This is a genomic window from Streptomyces sp. NPDC023541 (genome assembly GCF_055559995.1).
Genome location: NZ_JBVHJO010000003.1, coordinates 613,496 through 629,351, shown reverse-complemented (window position 1 = coordinate 629,351; position 15,856 = coordinate 613,496). Strand labels below are relative to the sequence as shown.

The window sequence follows — 15,856 nt, the reverse complement described above, 5'->3', positions numbered from 1 at the left end:
ACGCGCCGCACGACGACCCGATCCCCCCAGGGCGCCGTAGACCCTGCAGTCGCGGCCACCCCCGCCCCGCGCCCGGCGCCGACCCCCCACCCGCTCGCGCAGCGGCGCCGCGACCCCCCGTCGTAGAATCAGCGCATTGTGTCTGAGTCCCTGAACCCCACGCCGCCCGCCGTCCCGGACGCTCCCGTCGCCGACTACGCCGCGCCGGAGGCGAACTCGTACGTGCCCCCCAAGTGGCGCACCGAGCCCCGCTTCCCCGACGGCCCCTCGCCCGACCCGGCCGGCTCGCACCACGAGCGGCGGATCCGGAGCTTCCAGCCCCGGCGGAGCCGGGTCACCACGGGCCAGGGGGAGGCCCTCAAGCGGCTCTGGGGCACGTGGGGCCTGGACATCGACGGCCACTCGGTCATCGACCTCGCGACGCTCTTCGACGGCCTCCCGGTCGTCCTGGAGATCGGCTTCGGCATGGGCGAGGCCACCGCGCAGATGGCCGCCGCCGACCCGGCGACCGGCATCCTCGCCGTCGACGTGCACACCCCCGGTCAGGGCAACCTCCTCGCCCTCGCCGAGCGGGGCGGCCTCGACAACGTGCGCGTCGCCAACGGCGACGCGATCATCCTGCTCCGCGAGATGCTCCCGCCCGACTCGCTCGCCGGGATCCGCGTGTACTTCCCGGACCCGTGGCCCAAGGCCCGCCACCACAAGCGCCGGCTGATCCAGCCCGAGTTCCTCACCCTGGCCGCCACCCGGCTGGCGCCCGGAGCCGTGCTGCACTGCGCGACCGACTGGGAGCCGTACGCCGAGCAGATGCTCGAAGTCCTCACGGCCCACCCCGATTTCGAGAACACGCAGCCCGACGGCGGCTACTCCCCGCGCCCCGACTTCCGGCCGCTCACCCGCTTCGAGGGGCAGGGCCTCGACAAGGGCCACGTCGTACACGACTTGCTCTTCCGCCGCACGCAGAACTGACAACGTCACCGCGCGTGTCAGAGCGGATCGCTAGGGTCATGATGTGTTCCGAGCGCTCCGCCCCGTGCTCGCACGTCCGTCCACCACGGTCCGCACGTGCGTGCTCCTCGTCCTGCTCGCCGGCACCGGCATCTCCATCCTCGAACTCGTGCGGGAGCAGACCGGCACCCCGGGCTTCTTCGTCGGCCTCGGTCTGGCCCTGCTGCCGGTGGCCCCGCTCATGGCGGCCTTCCGGTGGCTGGGCCGGGCCGCGCCCGCGCCCTGGCCGCAGCTGCTGTTCTGCTTCGCCTGGGGTGCCTGCACCGCGGCGCTGATCGCCATACTGGCCAACAACTTCGCCACCGAGTGGATAGCCGCGGCCACCGCCGACCCCTCCGGCGCGGACCACCTCGGCTCGATCGCCATCGCCCCGGTGGTGGAGGAGAGTGCCAAGGCGGCGGCGCTGCTGCTGGTGTTCGTCTTCCGCAGACGGCATTTCACCGGCCCCGCCGACGGTTTCGTGGTGGCCGGCTTCACCGCCACCGGCTTCGCCTTCACCGAGAACATCCTCTACCTCGGCAACGCCTTCGTTCAGGACCTGGCCGACGGCACCGGCGTACTGGACTCGGTGACCGCGGCGACCTTCTTCGTACGGATCGTGCTCTCGCCCTTCGCGCACCCGCTGTTCACCGTGCTCACCGGGCTCGGTTTCGGCGCGGCCGCCGTCAGCGCGCGCCGCTCGCGCCGGGTCTGCCTGCCCCTGCTCGGTCTGGCGCTGGCCATGGGCATGCACGCCCTGTGGAACGGCTCCTCGCAGTTCGGGGACCACGGTTTCTACGTGATGTACGTCTGCGTGATGGTCCCGATGTTCGGGCTGCTGGTGTGGCTGGCCGTGCGGATAAGGCACCGCCGGTTGCGGGCCGTCGCCGGGGAGCTGGCGCTGTACGCGGCCGCGGGCTGGCTGGCTCCCGCCGAAGTGCCCGCCCTGGCTTCGATGCCGGCCCGGTCGCTGGCCCGCGCCCTGGCCCGGCGCAGCGGGGGCCGGGCCGCCGGACGCGCGGTCGCCCGCTACGAGGCGGACGCCGCGGCCCTGGCGCTGCTGCGGAACCGGGCGCGCCGCGGGGGACCGCGGCGGGAGGCGGATTTCGCGGGGAGGGAGCGGGAGTTGCTGCACCGTCTGTGGCAGCGCCGCGCGACGGCGGGGCCCGCACTGGCCCGGGCCGCGGTGATGGAGGAGCTGCTTCCGCCCTGGTTCGACCCCCTGCGGCCCGCGGCCGCGGCGGGCGTCCCCGAGCCGCGCCGGGAGGGGCGGCAGGACGAGCGGCGGGGCGAGCGGCAAGAGCCTCGGCGAGTGCCTCGGCGCCCGGAGCCGTCCCTCAGACGTTCAGACCCTTGGACTCCAGCCACGCCAGCGGGTCCATCGTCGATCCGCCCTTGCGTACTTCCAGGTGGAGATGGGGGCCGGTGACGTTCCCGGTGGCGCCGACCCGGCCGATGGTGTCGCCGGCGCCGACCGCACCCGAGGTCACCGACATCGAGGAGAGGTGGCAGTACCAGATCTCCGTGCCGTCCTCCAGCTCCAGCACGATCCGGTAGCCGTACGCGCCGGACCAGCCGGCCGAGGTGATCTTCCCGGCCCCCACGGCCTTGACCGGGGTGCCGGTCGGCGCCGCGAAGTCCAAGCCGGTGTGGTGGCCGGAGGACCACATGGAGCCGGAGACGCCGTAGTGCGAGGTGAGGGTGTAGGCGGAGGTGGGCAGGGACCAGCTTCCGGCCGCTGCGGCGGGGCGCTCCTGCGCCGCCTTGGCCTCTGCGGCCTTCCGGGCGGACTCGGCTTCCTCGGCGGCCTTCGCCTCGGCCTGCGCCTTGGCCTCCTCGGCCGCCTGGCGGGCCGCTTCCAGCTTGTCCTTGGCCTCCTGGGCGGCCGCCACCTGCGCGGCCCGCTCGGCCTCCGCGCGCGCCTTTGCCTCGGCGGCCTCGTGCTGCGATTCGGCCTGCTGGAGGATGCGGTTGCGCAGGAGCTCGCCGGCGTCCGCGCCGCGGCCGGCCTGCTGGGCGATGATCCCGGTCGTCCCACCGCGCTCGGCCGCGGCCCCCTGACCGGAACCTCCGTCGCCCGGACGGTCGTCGTCACCGGTCACCAGGCCGGGCAGAGAGGGCAGGGATATTGCGACCTGCGGCCGGTCCTGCGCGGTGGCGATGCCACTGGCGCCCACGGCGGCGATGACACCGACGCCGAGCACGGTGGAGCTGCGGGCAAGTCCCCCGCGCTGCTTGGCGACTCGGTGCTTGCCGCGGACCGGACGGACCGAGTCCTCGGTGGGGTTCCACTCGCCCCAGGCACCCGCGGTGGGCGGCTCCTGGATCTCGATGCTTTCAGGAGCAGGCGAGTTGGAGGCCACTGGGGCACACTCCTCATTGACACGCACGCGCACGGTGCCGTCTCTTGCGACGGCCGGGACGACCGCGCTGCGTTATCGAAAGGTAATAGAAGTGAGGGAGTGATTCCAAGCTGTTGCGCTTGATCGTTCTCACCAATCGACCACGCCCTGGCTTGCTTTGGCCATTCCTTTTCACCCAATACAGGATCAACTCGGGCAAAAATCAGCGGACTCACCCACCTCGTCAGCCACAAGCCTGATATGACCGGCACTCAATCAGCTTGCACACTGCACCCGTTCGCTTACGCACCGTCACGCGGCGCCGTCCGCGCCCCTCACCACCGGCCCGCCCGCCGCCGCGCCCTTCAAGGCCGGCCGCAGGTACGGGCGTACGGCGACCCGGCGGCGGCCGTGCGGGTGACGGGGCGCGGGAAAGGAGGGGGAGCACGGCGAAGGGCCGGGAACACGACGAAGGCCCGGTTCCCAAGGGAACCGGGCCTTCGCCTTCAGTAGCGGGGACAGGATTTGAACCTGCGACCTCTGGGTTATGAGCCCAGCGAGCTACCGAGCTGCTCCACCCCGCGTCGGTGAACACAACTGTACGGCATCCCGGAGCGGCCCTCCGCCAATTAACCGCCGGCCCACCTCAGGATCGGCATCACCGCAGGTCAAAGGCCGAAACCGACCTGAAACCGGTAGCCGACGAACGAAGATCATCTCTGTTGCATGCCGGTGACACTGCAGGGATGGTTCCGCGATCGGATCCGGGCGAAGATTCATCTGTCGCCAGGGCCGGGGGGAAACACGGACCGGCCGGACGACACAGACCACACCAACCGGCTCGGCACTCTGCCGATGCCCTCGTGATTCCTGGGGGGAGTCCACCATGTCCGTTCGCACCGCAGCCGCCATCGCAGTCGTCGCCGGCGTTGTCACCACTCTGCTGCCGCTCTCGGCCACCGCCGCGTCCGCCGCACCCGCCGCCGACGACCACGCCGTGCTGCGTACGGAGATGGGCGCTCCCGTCCCCGGCGGCCCGCTGACCCGCGGCGGCGCCACGGAGACCTTCGACCTCACGGTGAAGAACCCCACCGGCAAGGCCGTCGAGTACAAGCCGTGGATGCTCCTCGACCCGAAGGGCCCGAGCCTGCTCCAGAAGGACGACGTCGTCTTCAAGGTCGAAGCGGTGGACGCCCCGGCGACCAAGTCCTCGGTCGGCCAGCAGGACGGCGAGTGGCAGGGCCTGTTCTCCCCGTCCGCCGGTGAGCCCGGCCAGGGCTTCGACATCCCCGCGAACGGCAAGATGACCTGGAAGGTCACCCTCGGCCTCGGCGCGAACTACCCCACCAACAACGGCGACTTCAACTTCACCGCCACCAGCCACAACAACTCCGTCGCACCCGGCGGCTCGGACTCCCACCTCTTCAAGGTCGACCCGCAGACCAAGACGGGCGAGCTGAAGACCTGGTTCAAGCAGGTCAGCTCGGGCAAGGACGGCCAGGAGCAGCGCGCGTACCTGGACCTGAACCACCAGGCCACCGGCGACGGCACGTTCAACGTCCCGCTCGCCACCAGCCTGACCCTGTCCCACCCGGGCGAGGAGAAGGCCGACTTCCGCCTCCAGGCCCTGATCGACGGCCGCTGGCAGGACCTGGACGCCAAGGACAGCCGCTACGAGCTGCCCCGCATCGCCAAGGGCTTCGGCGCCGCCTCCGGCGTCCACACCCAGCCGCTGCGGCTCAGCCTGGGCAAGGACACCAAGCTGACGAAGCGCACCGTGATCACGATGGAGGCCGAGGTCCGCCAGGCCGAGGGCAACACCTGGCCGCTCACGACCGTCCCGGTGCAGTTCCCGCTGGTCCCGATCACGGAGCCGGACCCCGTACCGACCACCGGCCCGACCACCCCGGCCACCACCACCCCGTCCCCGACCGCCTCTCCCTCCTCCACCCCCGCCGTCCAGCAGGCCGTCGCCACCACCACGGGCAACTCCGGCGTGACGACCACGGGTTCCTCCACGGGCTCCCTGGCCAGCACCGGCGCCGGCTCGTCCACCGGCCTGTACGCGGGCCTCGCCGCGGCCCTGGTCGCGCTCGGCGCGGCCGCCGCCTGGCTCGGCCGCCGCCGCACCACCGTCTGATCGCACCTCCCCACACCCCGGAGCGCCCCGCCCGAATCCTCGGGCGGGGCGCTCCACGTGGTGGACGCAAAGGCGTCAGGCGGCCGCCGGGGCGCGGCGGCGGGTCAGGACGCGGGTGGTGGAGCCGTCGTCCTCCCGCACGTCACGGACGTGCGCGAAGCCGATGCGGGTCAGCAGGGCCAGGGAAGCCCTGTTGGGCGCGGCCACCGTGGCGTGCACCTCGGTCAGCCCCAGGCCGTCGAAGGCGTGACGGACGACCGCCTCCGCGATCTCGGTACCCAGTCCGGATCCCCAGGCCTCAGGGGCCAGGGCGTAGACGAGCTCGTGGCCGCCGACCTCGTCGGTCCGCTTGATCTCCGCGTGCCCGACCAGCCGTCCGTCCCGGCGTACGGCCCAGACGTCGAAGAGGTCCTCCGCGTAGACCTTGGTGAAGACCCGCCCGAACAGGGCGCGGTCCTCGGCCTCGGTGGCGGGACCGTCCCCCATCCACCGGGAGACCCGGGTGTCCTGGAAGAGGGCCACGAAGGCTTCCTCGTCCTCGGGGGTGTACGGGTCGAGCAGCAGGCGTTCGGTACGCAGAACCGGAGTCACGGCGTCGACGCTACCGCCCGCCGCCCGGGGGTTCATCCGGTTTACGGCCGCGCCCGCCGACCGCCCCCGGACACAGCACAGCGCCCCGGCCGCCGGTGGGCGGACGGGGCGCTGGGAGCGGTAGGCCATGTCGGACTCGAACCGACAACCAACGGATTAAAAGTCCGCTGCTCTGCCAATTGAGCTAATGGCCCTCCGGGTGCTCACCCCAGAGCATAGCCGGACAGCGCCGGTCAGCCGATCGGGTATCGACCGACCGGCCTGTCGGCGTCGGTTCAGGGGCGCGCGGGGGGCCGGACGCCGGCCGGGGGACGGGTGACGGAGACCGTCCCGGACGTGCTGAGTTCGGCCCCCTGGCCGTCGGCGGGGCGGGCGGTGAGCGTCCACTCGTATTCGCCGGAGAAGAGGTACGTGCCCGTGGGGGACTTGCCGTCCCACGCGGGGGCGATCAGGCCGCGCGCCTCGGTGCCGCTGCGGACGACCGTGGTGATGCCGGACGTCTTGTTGCGCACCGTCAGCTTCCAGGAGGAGACCGGCTTGGACGGCCACCAGCGGGCCTGCCAGGTCTTCTCCTGCCTGAAGTCCGCTGTGGCGGCGACCTCTTGGTCGATCGCCGCGAGCGGGGAGGCCGCGCCGGCGGCGACCAGGTGGACGGTCTCGTCCGGGCCCGTGTAGGCGAGACGGCCGCCGAAGCGGTCGACGGTCCAGTCGGCTGCGTACCTCGTCACCTGCTGGGCGATCTCGCGCGCCCGCACCGCCGTACCGGAGCGCAGGTCGTAGACCTCCAAACCGACACCGCCCTGCCGCACGACGTATCCGTCGCCGAGCCTCACGCGGTCGTTCTCGGGGGCGAAGGGCAGCGGGATCCGCTTCTTGGAGGGCAGGTGGAAGGCGGCGGGGCCGCCGGCGGATGCGGGGCACAGCACGTACAGCCAGTCCCCGGCGGCCTGGATCTCGTCCGGGCGGCAGGCCGTGCCGAAGCCCTGGTACTGCGTGACCTTGCCGGTGCGCAGATCGGTGCCGCTCACCCCGTGCCATTCCGAACGGTCCCAGAGCACCGACCCCCACAGCGCGGCGGCCGAGGAAGGCCTGGTGTCCAGGACCTTCCCGGCGTCGATGTCCGCGACCACCGTCCGGGGGTTGTTCTTCTCGGTCACGGTGAACAGCACGTACCGGCCCGAGGCGCTCTCCGGGAGGTACGGCTGCATCTCGTCCGTACCCGGCAGCGCCACCTGGCGGACCGATCCGCCGGGGCGGGTCTCCCGTACGTTCAGCACGACCCCGCACAGGGCGAGGGAGCCGCCGCACGCACCCCCGCCCTTGCTCGAGAGCGAGACGATCCGTCCGTCCCCCGTCGGGACGGTCCGGCCCGGGAGTTCGGCATACGGCAGACAGAGCCGCTGGTCCTCGCTCTCGCTGCAGCTCCAGTCGGGGGTCTGCTTCGCCGGGGAAGTCCCCGACACCGGCACCGTGTAGCCCTGGAGGCTGCGGGTGGGGTCCTGCTGGCCCGCGATGAGCCGTCCCTGGGCGAGGCTGAGCGTCATCCTGTCCGCGGGATTCGGCGGCAGGTCCCTCACCTTGGTCAGCACCGGGGCGCCGTCGGAGCCGGACGTGATCCGGTGCGTCGCCCAGTGGCTGGAGTCGGTGCCTCCGGCCAGGTAGGCGGAGCCGTCCGTGCCCGTCTTGAGGTTCCGGTCAGACCGGGCGAGCAGGGTGCGCCGGGCGCCGCCCCCGACGGGCACCGCGGTGACCGCGTCGGTCTTGGCGTAGGGGTCCTGCGTGACCAGCCAGTCGCCCACGGGGTGCGTGTACCCGTACGCGGCGGGGGTGTTGACGCTGCGCGTCACGGCGAGGTCGGTGCGGGAGTGCAGGGTCGCGGTGGCGGACCCGTGCTTGCGCAGCGAGACCCACCGGGAGCCGAGCGAGTGGTCGACGTTGCCAGGGTCCGTCGCGCCTTCCGGCAGGGCCAGAGGCGTCAGCGTCGCCCCGGCGTAGTCGAGCAGGGCGAGGGTCTCCTGGCCGGCGGCGGACCGGTAGGTGATCAGCGCGCCCTTCTCGTCGGCCATCCGCACCCGGAACGAATGGGCCGCGATGCGTTCGGGCGCGGTGACCGTGACGTCCTTGCGCGGTTCGCCCTCACGGCCGATCAGGTGCAGGACGAGCCGGCCCTCGGCGTCCTGCTCGGTCGCCAGCACCTGGGTCGGCGAGAAGGTGGTGGTCCAGGAGCGGCCGGCGGGCGCGGCGAGGGTCTCGGTGCGGCCCGAGGCCTGGTCGTGCAGGGTCAGCGGGCCCGCGGTGGTGGAGGGCGCGTCGAGGTACTCGCAGCCGACGGTGTCGCCGAGGCTCATCCAACGGCCGTACCGCCCCGAGGGGCAGTCCGCGAGCGGCACTTCGCGGCCGTCCGCGAAGCTCTTCCAGTACGACCTCCCGGGGCCGGTGCCCGGCCTGTCGAGCATCACGCCCTTCGGGCCGGCAGCATGGACGAGCCCGTACGACGGTTCCTGGTGCGGAAGCGGAGCGATCGTCAGCTCGTCGGCGGCCGCGGGGCCTGCGGCGGCCGGTACGGCGGTGAGGGCGCCGATGCCCGTGGCCAGTGCGAGCGCGGCGGCGCCCAGCACACGTGACCGTCTCATGTGTTCCCATCCCCCGAAGCGAAGCGTCGGGGGCGGCCGCGGGTTCGCGCTCGCCGTGTCCCCCACCGCAAAGTTCGGATCGTAGCAACACGCGAAAGGGCCCCCACGACCGGAGTCGCGGGGGCCCTGTCAGGGGTTCAGCTCAGCAGGCGTCAGCCGTTGCGCTTCCAGCGCGGCTTGTCGTCACGGCGGCCGCCGAAGCCGCCGGAGGGGCGGTCGTCGCGGCGGAAGCCGCCGGACGGGCGGTCACCACCGCGGTCACCGCGGTCGTCGCGGTTGAAGCCACCGGAGGGACGGTCGTCGCGACGGAAACCACCCGACGGACGGTCGCCACCGCGGTCATCGCGGTTGAAGCCACCGGAGGGACGGTCGTCACGGCGGAAACCACCCGACGGACGGTCGTCGCGACGGAAGCCACCGGAGGGACGGTCGTCGCGACGGAAACCACCGGACGGACGGTCGCCACCGCGGTCATCGCGGTTGAAGCCACCGGAGGGACGGTCGTCACGGCGGAAACCACCCGACGGACGGTCGTCGCGACGGAAGCCGCCACGGTCACCACCGCGGTCACCGCGGTCGTCACGGTTGAAGCCACCCGACGGACGGTCGTCACGGCGGAAACCACCCGACGGACGGTCGTCGCGACGGAAGCCGCCGGAGGGACGGTCGCCACCGCGGAAACCACCGGAGGGGCGGTCGTCGCGACGGAAGCCACCGGACGGACGGTCACCACCGCGGTCGCCGCGGTCGTCACGGCGGAAGCCGCCACGGTCACCACCGCGGTCGCCACCGCGGTTGTCACGGCGCTCGAAGTTGCCGCGGTCGTCGCGCGGGGCGCGGTTCTCCTCGCGGCGCTCCTGGGCGGCGATCTCGGCGGCAGCGGCAGCGGCGGCAGCCGCGACCTCGGCCTCGGCGGCCTCGGCCACCTCGGCGACGGCGGCCTCCGGGTCCTCGCCCCGCTCACGCGCGGAACGGGCGACCAGGCGGTCGGCCTCCTCGCGCAGCTCGCCGGCACGGCGGGTCAGGCGCTCGAGCTGCTTGGTGAGCTCGGCGACCTCGCGCTCGGCCTGCTTGGCGGCGTTGTTCGCGGAGTCGGCCTGGACCTCGGTCAGCGAACGGGCACCGGTGATCTCGGCGACCTCCGGCTCGAAGGCGCCGGCGCCCTGGACGATGTGGCGCGAGGCGTCGACGCCCGCGTCCTCCATCAGGCGGAAGATCTGGCGGCGCTGGTGCGGCAGCGCGAGGGAGACGACGACACCGGACTTGCCGGCACGGGCGGTACGGCCCGAGCGGTGCAGGTAGTCCTTGTGGTCGCCGGCCGGGTCCACGTTCAGGACCAGGTCGATGCCGTCGACGTGGATGCCTCGGGCGGCGACGTCGGTGGCGACGAGCGCGTTGACGTAGCCGTCCTTGAAGTCGGCGAGGACGCGGGTACGGGCGCCCTGCGTCATGCCGCCGTGCAGTGCGTCGGCCTTGACGCCGGCCTCGACGAGCTGCTCGGCGATGCGGTCGGCGCCCAGCTGGGTGCGGACGAAGATGATGGTGCGGCCCTTGCGGGCGGCGATGGCGGCCGTGACCGGCGCCTTGTCCTTCGGCTTCACGACGAGGACGTGGTGCGTCATGGTCGTGACGTTGCCCTGGGCGCTGTCGACCTCGTGCGTGACGGGGTTGGTCAGGTAGCGCTTGACCAGGGTGCCGATCTCGTTCTCCATGGTGGCGGAGAAGAGCATGCGCTGGCCGCCGCCGGGGATCTGGTCGAGCAGCTCGGTGACCTCGGGCAGGAAGCCCAGGTCGGCCATCTGGTCGGCCTCGTCGAGGACCGCGACCTGGACGTTCGCCAGGGAGCAGGCGCCGCGGTTGATGATGTCGCGCAGACGGCCCGGGGTGGCGACGAGGACGTCGACACCGCGCTCCAGAGCGTAGATCTGGTTGCTCATGGAGGTACCGCCGCAGACGACCTTCATCTTCAGGCCGAGGACGTCGCCGTAGGGCTGGAGGGCGTCCGCGACCTGCATCGCGAGCTCACGCGTCGGCGTCAGGATGATCGCGCGGGGCTTCTTCTTCTCGGTGTGGCCGCCGGCCAGCGAGGCCAGGGTCGGCAGACCGAAGGAGAGGGTCTTGCCGGAGCCGGTGCGGCCGCGGCCGAGGATGTCCTTGCCGGCCAGGGCGTCCGGGATGGTCGCGGCCTGGATCGGGAAGGGGGCGGTGACACCGTTCTGGGCGAGCTTGCGCACGATGCCCTCGGGCAGACCCAGGTCACCGAAGGTGATCGTGGGCTCGGCGTCGGCATCGGCGTCGAAGTCGTCGGTGGAGTCCTCGAAGGACTCGCCGCTCACGTCGGCCTCGAGAGCCTCGATGATCCCCTCAGCCTCTGCGGCCTCGATGGCCTCGGTGACCACGAGGGCCTCGGCGTCGATGATCTCGTTGGAGTCGTTCTCGGGCATGACGGAACGGTCAGAACTGGAAATGGACATGCGAAATGCGAAACCTTCCGGAGTCTCGGCACGCGCCCAAACTCCGTGAATCGCAAATCGACCGCCTCAATGCGGTCAGCCACGGCTAGGGAGAGTACGCGCCACACGGCGCTCTTCGGATTCGGCGCCGGGCAATGGGATCAAACGATCTATAACCATACGCACCCTCCCCCGGGTCTGGCAAGTCGCTCCGGCAGAAACACCTCTGACCTGCGCAAACGGACCGCATCCGTCGGCTGCGAGCCACGGGTTCCGCCTAAACCTGCGGTGCCGGCTGGGTGCTGGGCTCCGGCTGCGGACTCGACGGACTCGGAGTGGGTTCCGTCACAGGGGGTGTCGGAAGCGGCGGCTCCGGGGTCGGGCTCGCCGACTGCTGACCGCCGCCCGGCCCGCCCGGCCCACCCGAACCGCCCGCACCGCCGGAACCGCCCGTCGACGGCTGCTGGTGGCCCTGCCCGCCGGCGCCGCCGCCCGGTCCCGCCGACGGGAGCGGCACTCCCGGCGCCCCGCTCGGCGCACCCGGGCCGGGGGACGCCCCGGTCGCGCCGGAGGCCTTGCCGTCGTCCCTGGGCCTGCCGCCCTGGTGTCCCGTACCGTCCTTCGCGCCGTGGCCGTTGCCGTGGATCCCCGAGCCCCGCCCGGAGGCGGTACCGGCACCGGCCTCGGAGCCGGCGTGCCGGTCCGCGGCGGCGGAGGGCCCCGGCTTCGCCGCGTCCTCGCCGACGCTCATGCAGCCGGCCGTCGCCGCGACCGCGAGTGCGGTGACGGCCAGTCGGAGGGAAGCGGACAACTGGCGCACGGGGGCACCTCCGGAGCCTGGGGACGAAGGCCCGCAGGAGCGGGTCGGTGTGCCCAACTCCCTTTGCCCCGTGAGGGACACGCCCTCAGGCGAACAGTTGTCGCGCCACCTGCGAACCGAGGTGCACCGCGCCCAGTCCGACCAGCACCGACATCGCGACGTTCGCCGCCGCCAGGAAGCCCCACCCGCGCTCGGCCAGACGCAGCGTCTCGTAGGAGAAGGTCGAATACGTGCTCAGCGCCCCGCACAGCCCAGGCCCCAGCAGCACCGCCCAGGAGGAGGCCGCCCCGGCCGGCGCCGCACCGGCCAGCACCCCCAGCACCAGGCAGGCGCCCGCGTTCACGACCAAGGTCCCCCACGGGAAGACGGAGTCGTGCCGCCGCTGCACCGCACGGTCCGTCAGGTAGCGCAGCGGGGCACCCACGACGGCGCCCGCCACCACGAGCAGCCAGTTCACCGGACCACCCGGTCCGGCCCACGGTCGCGGAGAGCGAGCCGGGTCACCGAGGCCGCCGCCCACACCGCGCCCAGCGCCGCCACCGGCATGAGCCCCGCGCAGGCCAGCGCGGACCGCGCCTCCCCCTCGTCGAGGAGCCGCGAGACGTCCAGCGCGTACGCGGAGAAGGTGGTGAAGCCGCCGAGCACGCCGACCCCGGCGAAGGGCCGCAGCAGCGGATGCGGCGCCGTCCGCCCGCCCTCGCTGATCAGCACCATCAGTACGCCGATCAGCGCGCACCCGAAGGCGTTGATCCACAGGGTCGCCCACGGGAACGCCCCGGGCGCGGCCGGCCAGAGCAGGGAGATCCCGTACCGCGCCGAGGCCCCGACCGCGCCGCCGGCGGCCACCGCCGCGAGCACCCGGCCCTGCGGCTCGGCCCGCTGCGCGGGCACGTGCAGGTCGACGTCCGGGTCGATCGCCTCGGCGTCCGCAGCGGGCCGGGAGCCCTTTCGGCTCACCCGTACCCCAGCGCGTGCAGCCGCTCGTCGTCGATCCCGAAGTGGTGGGCGATCTCGTGCACCACGGTGACCTCCGTCTCCGCGACCACGCTCTCCCGGTCCTCGCACATGCGCAAGGTGGGATTGCGGTAGATGGTGATCCGGTCCGGCAGCACCCCGGCGTACCACTCACCGCGGTCCGTCAGCGGGGTCCCCTCGTACAGCCCGAGCAGCTCGGGGTCGTCCGCGGGCGGTTCGTCCTCCACGAACACCGCCACGTTGTCCATCAGCCGCGTCAGCTCCGGCGGGATGCGGTCCAGGGCCTCTGCGACGAGCTCCTCGAACTCCTCGCGCGTCATCTCCAGCACCCGGCCATTGTCGCTCCGGGGGAAACCGTTTTGGCGATAGCTCCCCGGATCCCATATGCTTCTCACGTCCCCGACGCGCTGAAGAAGTGCCCGGTGGGTCTTTAGCCCTCATCGTCTAGTGGCCCAGGACGCCGCCCTTTCAAGGCGGTAGCACGGGTTCGAATCCCGTTGGGGGTACGCATTACCGTGTGCAAGACTTGCTCTCGCACACTGCAAGGTCCTGTGGAGCAGTTGGTTAGCTCGCCACCCTGTCAAGGTGGAGGTCGCGGGTTCAAGTCCCGTCAGGATCGCTGAGACCGGAAACGGTTTCGTGGCTGGGTAGCTCAGTTGGTACGAGCGATCGCCTGAAAAGCGATAGGTCGCCGGTTCGACCCCGGCCCCAGCCACCATCGGAAGGCCCCGTCCATCGGACGGGGCCTTCCTGCGTTACTCGGCCTCCTCCGCGGGGCGGGAGCGGCGGCGCCACTGGACGACGCCGAAGGCCACCGCCCCCACGGCGACCAGTGCGAGGAGCGCCCCGTCCGGGACCGCCCCGGCCAGCGACCGGACCCGCTGCTCCACCGCGAAGGAGTCGTCCACGTCCAGCAGCCCCGGCAGCGCGCCCGCCCCGTCGTAGACGAGGAACAGCACGCCCAGGGTGATGAAGAACAGCCCGGACAGCAGAGAGGTGGTGTGCAGCTCGAAGCGGCCCACGGGGAAGGCCCGGCCGCGGAGCCAGCGCCGCCGGCCCAGCTCGAACCGCTCCCACAGCAGGGCCATGACGAACAGCGGCACGGCCATCCCCAGCGCGTAGAGCGCGAGCAGCAGGCCGCCGTAGACCGGGCTGCCGCTGACGGCCGCGACCGTCAGGACGCTGCCCAGGATCGGGCCGGCGCAGAAGCCGGCCAGCCCGTAGACCGCGCCCAGCGCGTACACGGACAGCGCTGTGGTCGGCCGGATCCTCCCCGACAGCTCCGAGATCCGCCGTGAGGCGAAGCCCAGGCCCAGGATCTGTGCCACTCCGAGCGCGATGATCAGCCAGCCGCCGGCCAGGACCAGCTGGTCGCGGTTGCTGTGGAAGAAGCGCCCGGCGTACGAGCCGGCCGCCCCCAGCGGTACGAGGGTGCTCGCGAGGCCCGCGTAGAAGATGCCGGTGCGGGCCAGCAGGCGGGAGGGGGAGTCGATCGAGTACGCGAAGAAGGCCGGCAGGAGCAGGGCACTGCAGGGGCTGAGCAGCGCCAGGAGGCCGCCCAGCAGGGCGGCCAGGTATCCGATGTCGGTCACGGCCTGGCCGCCGCCTCGGCCTGCGCGATGGCGGCGGTGAAGGCGCCGAGCGGCTGGGCGCCGGCGATCGGCTTGCCGTTGACCAGGAAGGACGGGGTGGAGGTGACGCCGATGCGGTAGCCCTCCTCCTGGTCCTTCTTCAGGGCCGCCGCTGCCTGCTCGCCGGCCATGTCGGCCTTGAAGCGGTCCAGGTCGGGGACCCCGGCCTCGCGGGCCAGCTCCAGCAGGCGCGGCTCGGCGAAGCCCTTCTCCTTGGAGCCGTCGGCGTACGCGGCCGAGTGGAAGGCGGCGAACCGGTCCTGCTGCCCGGCGGCCCACGCGGCCCGGGCGGCGGCCTCCGACTCGGCGCCGAAGACGGGGAAGTTGCGCCACTCGATGCGCAGGGTGCCGTTCTCGACGTACTTCTCGACCAGCTCCGGCTCGGTGTCCCGGGCGAACTTGCCGCAGTACCCGCACTTGAAGTCGGAGTACTCGATGAGTACGACGGGCGCGTCCGCTCGGCCGACGGCGAGCTTGTCGCCGGGCTCGCGGCGGGCCAGCGCCCTCAGCGCGGCGGAGGTGTCACTGCGGGGCGTGGCGGCCGCGGGCGCGGAGCCGGCGGACCCTTGCTCGGCGGGGGCGGTGGCCTGCCAGGAGACGATGCCGAGGGTGACGGCGGCGAGGGCGACCCCCGCGGAGACCAGCAGCGGCTTCGCGGCGGACTTGGTCCCGGGCCTGGTCGTGCTCGGGGTCTTGCTCTTGGTCCTGGTCTTGCTCTTGGCCTTGGTGTTGCTCTGGGTCTTGGAAGAGGACATGCGGGTGCTCCAGCGATACGGGTGACGAGGCGGACCGGTGAGGGGACCGGTCCTCCTAGACCCGCATCACGGACAGCTCCACCGGGCCGGGCGCCGGCCGGTCGGGCCCCCGTACGGGTACCCGCGCGGGCGGTTCGGCGTACGGACGGGCCGCCACGGGCACCGGGCGCCCCGGCGGCACCTGAGCGTGGTCGCCGGCCCGCGTCGGGACGGCGGGCGCACCGCCCCGGTCGGGGGAGGCGGGGGCGCAGGAGGGCCCGCCGCCCTGGACCGCCGGATCGGCGCGGGGCCGGCCGGGCAGCGGCGCCGCCCGGGAGGCGTCGGACGCCGCCGGGGCGGCGGCCCGTACCGGGGGCTGCCCGGAACCGGGCAGAAGCGTTCCGGCAGCGGCCGGGGCCGTCCCGCCCAGCAGCACCGCCAGGATCGCGAGCACGGCGCAGCCGAAGAGGCGGGGGCGGGACAAGGTGGGCTGCCTCTCACTCGTGCGGCCGAGGGACTCGTCCCGAAATGGTACGGGTCCGCCCGACAA

General features: G+C 72.7%; 14 protein-coding genes and 5 tRNA genes. 6 read left to right on the top strand and 13 right to left on the bottom strand.

Annotated features, from left to right (window positions below; translation table 11 throughout):
• The first annotated feature begins 138 nt into the window (after window positions 1–138).
• Together trmB and ACZ3X1_RS10510 are read left to right on the top strand one after the other, a co-directional pair.
• Window positions 139–969 (top strand): tRNA (guanosine(46)-N7)-methyltransferase TrmB, encoded by an 831-nt coding sequence (trmB, locus tag ACZ3X1_RS10515; RefSeq protein WP_467278517.1) that lies wholly within the window; start codon window positions 139–141, stop codon window positions 967–969.
• 43 nt (window positions 970–1,012) lie between these two features.
• Window positions 1,013–2,416: a PrsW family intramembrane metalloprotease gene (locus tag ACZ3X1_RS10510; RefSeq protein ID WP_467278514.1), complete on the top strand. Its 1,404-nt coding sequence runs from the start codon at window positions 1,013–1,015 to the stop codon at window positions 2,414–2,416.
• Here the strand turns inward: ACZ3X1_RS10510 and ACZ3X1_RS10505 are convergent.
• Complete coding sequence (locus tag ACZ3X1_RS10505) at window positions 2,325–3,350, bottom strand: M23 family metallopeptidase (protein WP_467278511.1); 1,026 nt, start codon at window positions 3,348–3,350, stop codon at window positions 2,325–2,327. The two genes, ACZ3X1_RS10510 and ACZ3X1_RS10505, sit on opposite strands and share 92 nt — an antisense overlap.
• A 489-nt stretch (window positions 3,351–3,839) precedes the next feature.
• Window positions 3,840–3,913, bottom strand: a tRNA-Met gene (locus ACZ3X1_RS10500).
• Window positions 3,914–4,215: 302 nt separating this feature from the next.
• On the opposite strand from ACZ3X1_RS10500, the gene ACZ3X1_RS10495 reads away from it, so the two are divergent.
• Window positions 4,216–5,469 carry a hypothetical protein gene (locus ACZ3X1_RS10495; protein ID WP_467278508.1) on the top strand — a complete coding sequence of 418 codons (1,254 nt, stop codon included), beginning with the start codon at window positions 4,216–4,218 and terminating at the stop codon, window positions 5,467–5,469.
• A gap of 75 nt (window positions 5,470–5,544) precedes the next feature.
• On the opposite strand, the gene ACZ3X1_RS10490 is transcribed toward ACZ3X1_RS10495, so the two are convergent.
• The 8 genes from ACZ3X1_RS10490 to ACZ3X1_RS10455 all read right to left on the bottom strand — a co-directional run bounded on the left by ACZ3X1_RS10490 (window position 5,545) and on the right by ACZ3X1_RS10455 (window position 13,270).
• Entirely contained in the window at window positions 5,545–6,060 is a 516-nt protein-coding gene (locus ACZ3X1_RS10490; protein ID WP_356814636.1) for a GNAT family N-acetyltransferase, read from the bottom strand.
• Between the two features lie 121 nt (window positions 6,061–6,181).
• Window positions 6,182–6,254 (bottom strand) — tRNA-Lys (locus ACZ3X1_RS10485).
• Window positions 6,255–6,335: 81 nt separating this feature from the next.
• A complete protein-coding gene (locus ACZ3X1_RS10480; RefSeq protein ID WP_356814635.1) occupies window positions 6,336–8,693 on the bottom strand; it encodes a flagellar hook assembly protein FlgD in 2,358 nt (785 codons plus the stop codon).
• A 152-nt stretch (window positions 8,694–8,845) separates the two neighbouring features.
• Window positions 8,846–11,167 (bottom strand): DEAD/DEAH box helicase, encoded by a 2,322-nt coding sequence (locus tag ACZ3X1_RS10475; RefSeq protein WP_467278503.1) that lies wholly within the window; start codon window positions 11,165–11,167, stop codon window positions 8,846–8,848.
• Window positions 11,168–11,423: 256 nt separating this feature from the next.
• Entirely contained in the window at window positions 11,424–11,966 is a 543-nt protein-coding gene (locus ACZ3X1_RS10470) for a hypothetical protein (RefSeq protein ID WP_467278499.1), read from the bottom strand.
• Between the two features lie 85 nt (window positions 11,967–12,051).
• The gene (locus ACZ3X1_RS10465; RefSeq protein WP_356814632.1) at window positions 12,052–12,423 is read right to left on the bottom strand and encodes a fluoride efflux transporter FluC; all 372 of its coding nucleotides are present in this window, start codon (window positions 12,421–12,423) and stop codon (window positions 12,052–12,054) included.
• Window positions 12,420–12,923 carry a FluC/FEX family fluoride channel gene (locus ACZ3X1_RS10460; RefSeq protein ID WP_467278496.1) on the bottom strand — a complete coding sequence of 168 codons (504 nt, stop codon included), beginning with the start codon at window positions 12,921–12,923 and terminating at the stop codon, window positions 12,420–12,422. Before ACZ3X1_RS10460 ends, ACZ3X1_RS10465 begins: the two co-directional genes overlap by 4 nt.
• A complete protein-coding gene (locus tag ACZ3X1_RS10455) occupies window positions 12,920–13,270 on the bottom strand; it encodes a metallopeptidase family protein (protein WP_030012899.1) in 351 nt (116 codons plus the stop codon). The genes ACZ3X1_RS10460 and ACZ3X1_RS10455 overlap by 4 nt, the downstream gene beginning before the upstream one ends.
• Window positions 13,271–13,374: 104 nt before the next feature.
• Here ACZ3X1_RS10455 and ACZ3X1_RS10450 point away from each other — a divergent pair.
• The 3 genes from ACZ3X1_RS10450 (at window position 13,375) to ACZ3X1_RS10440 (ending at window position 13,659) form a co-directional block, all read left to right on the top strand.
• Window positions 13,375–13,447: transfer RNA gene (locus ACZ3X1_RS10450), tRNA-Glu, on the top strand.
• A 39-nt stretch (window positions 13,448–13,486) separates the two neighbouring features.
• Window positions 13,487–13,560 (top strand) — tRNA-Asp (locus ACZ3X1_RS10445).
• A 22-nt stretch (window positions 13,561–13,582) separates the two neighbouring features.
• Window positions 13,583–13,659, top strand: a tRNA-Phe gene (locus tag ACZ3X1_RS10440).
• A gap of 37 nt (window positions 13,660–13,696) precedes the next feature.
• On the opposite strand, the gene ACZ3X1_RS10435 is transcribed toward ACZ3X1_RS10440, so the two are convergent.
• From ACZ3X1_RS10435 to ACZ3X1_RS10425, 3 genes are read right to left on the bottom strand one after another with little or no spacing between them, the layout of a single operon-like run.
• Window positions 13,697–14,533 (bottom strand): cytochrome c biogenesis CcdA family protein, encoded by an 837-nt coding sequence (locus ACZ3X1_RS10435; RefSeq protein WP_356814630.1) that lies wholly within the window; start codon window positions 14,531–14,533, stop codon window positions 13,697–13,699.
• Entirely contained in the window at window positions 14,530–15,327 is a 798-nt protein-coding gene (locus ACZ3X1_RS10430) for a DsbA family protein (protein ID WP_356814629.1), read from the bottom strand. The genes ACZ3X1_RS10435 and ACZ3X1_RS10430 overlap by 4 nt, the downstream gene beginning before the upstream one ends.
• Before the next feature lie 55 nt (window positions 15,328–15,382).
• On the bottom strand, window positions 15,383–15,790 hold the full coding sequence (locus tag ACZ3X1_RS10425) for a hypothetical protein (protein WP_467278489.1): 408 nt from the start codon (window positions 15,788–15,790) through the stop codon (window positions 15,383–15,385).
• Between the last annotated feature and the right edge of the window lie 66 nt (window positions 15,791–15,856).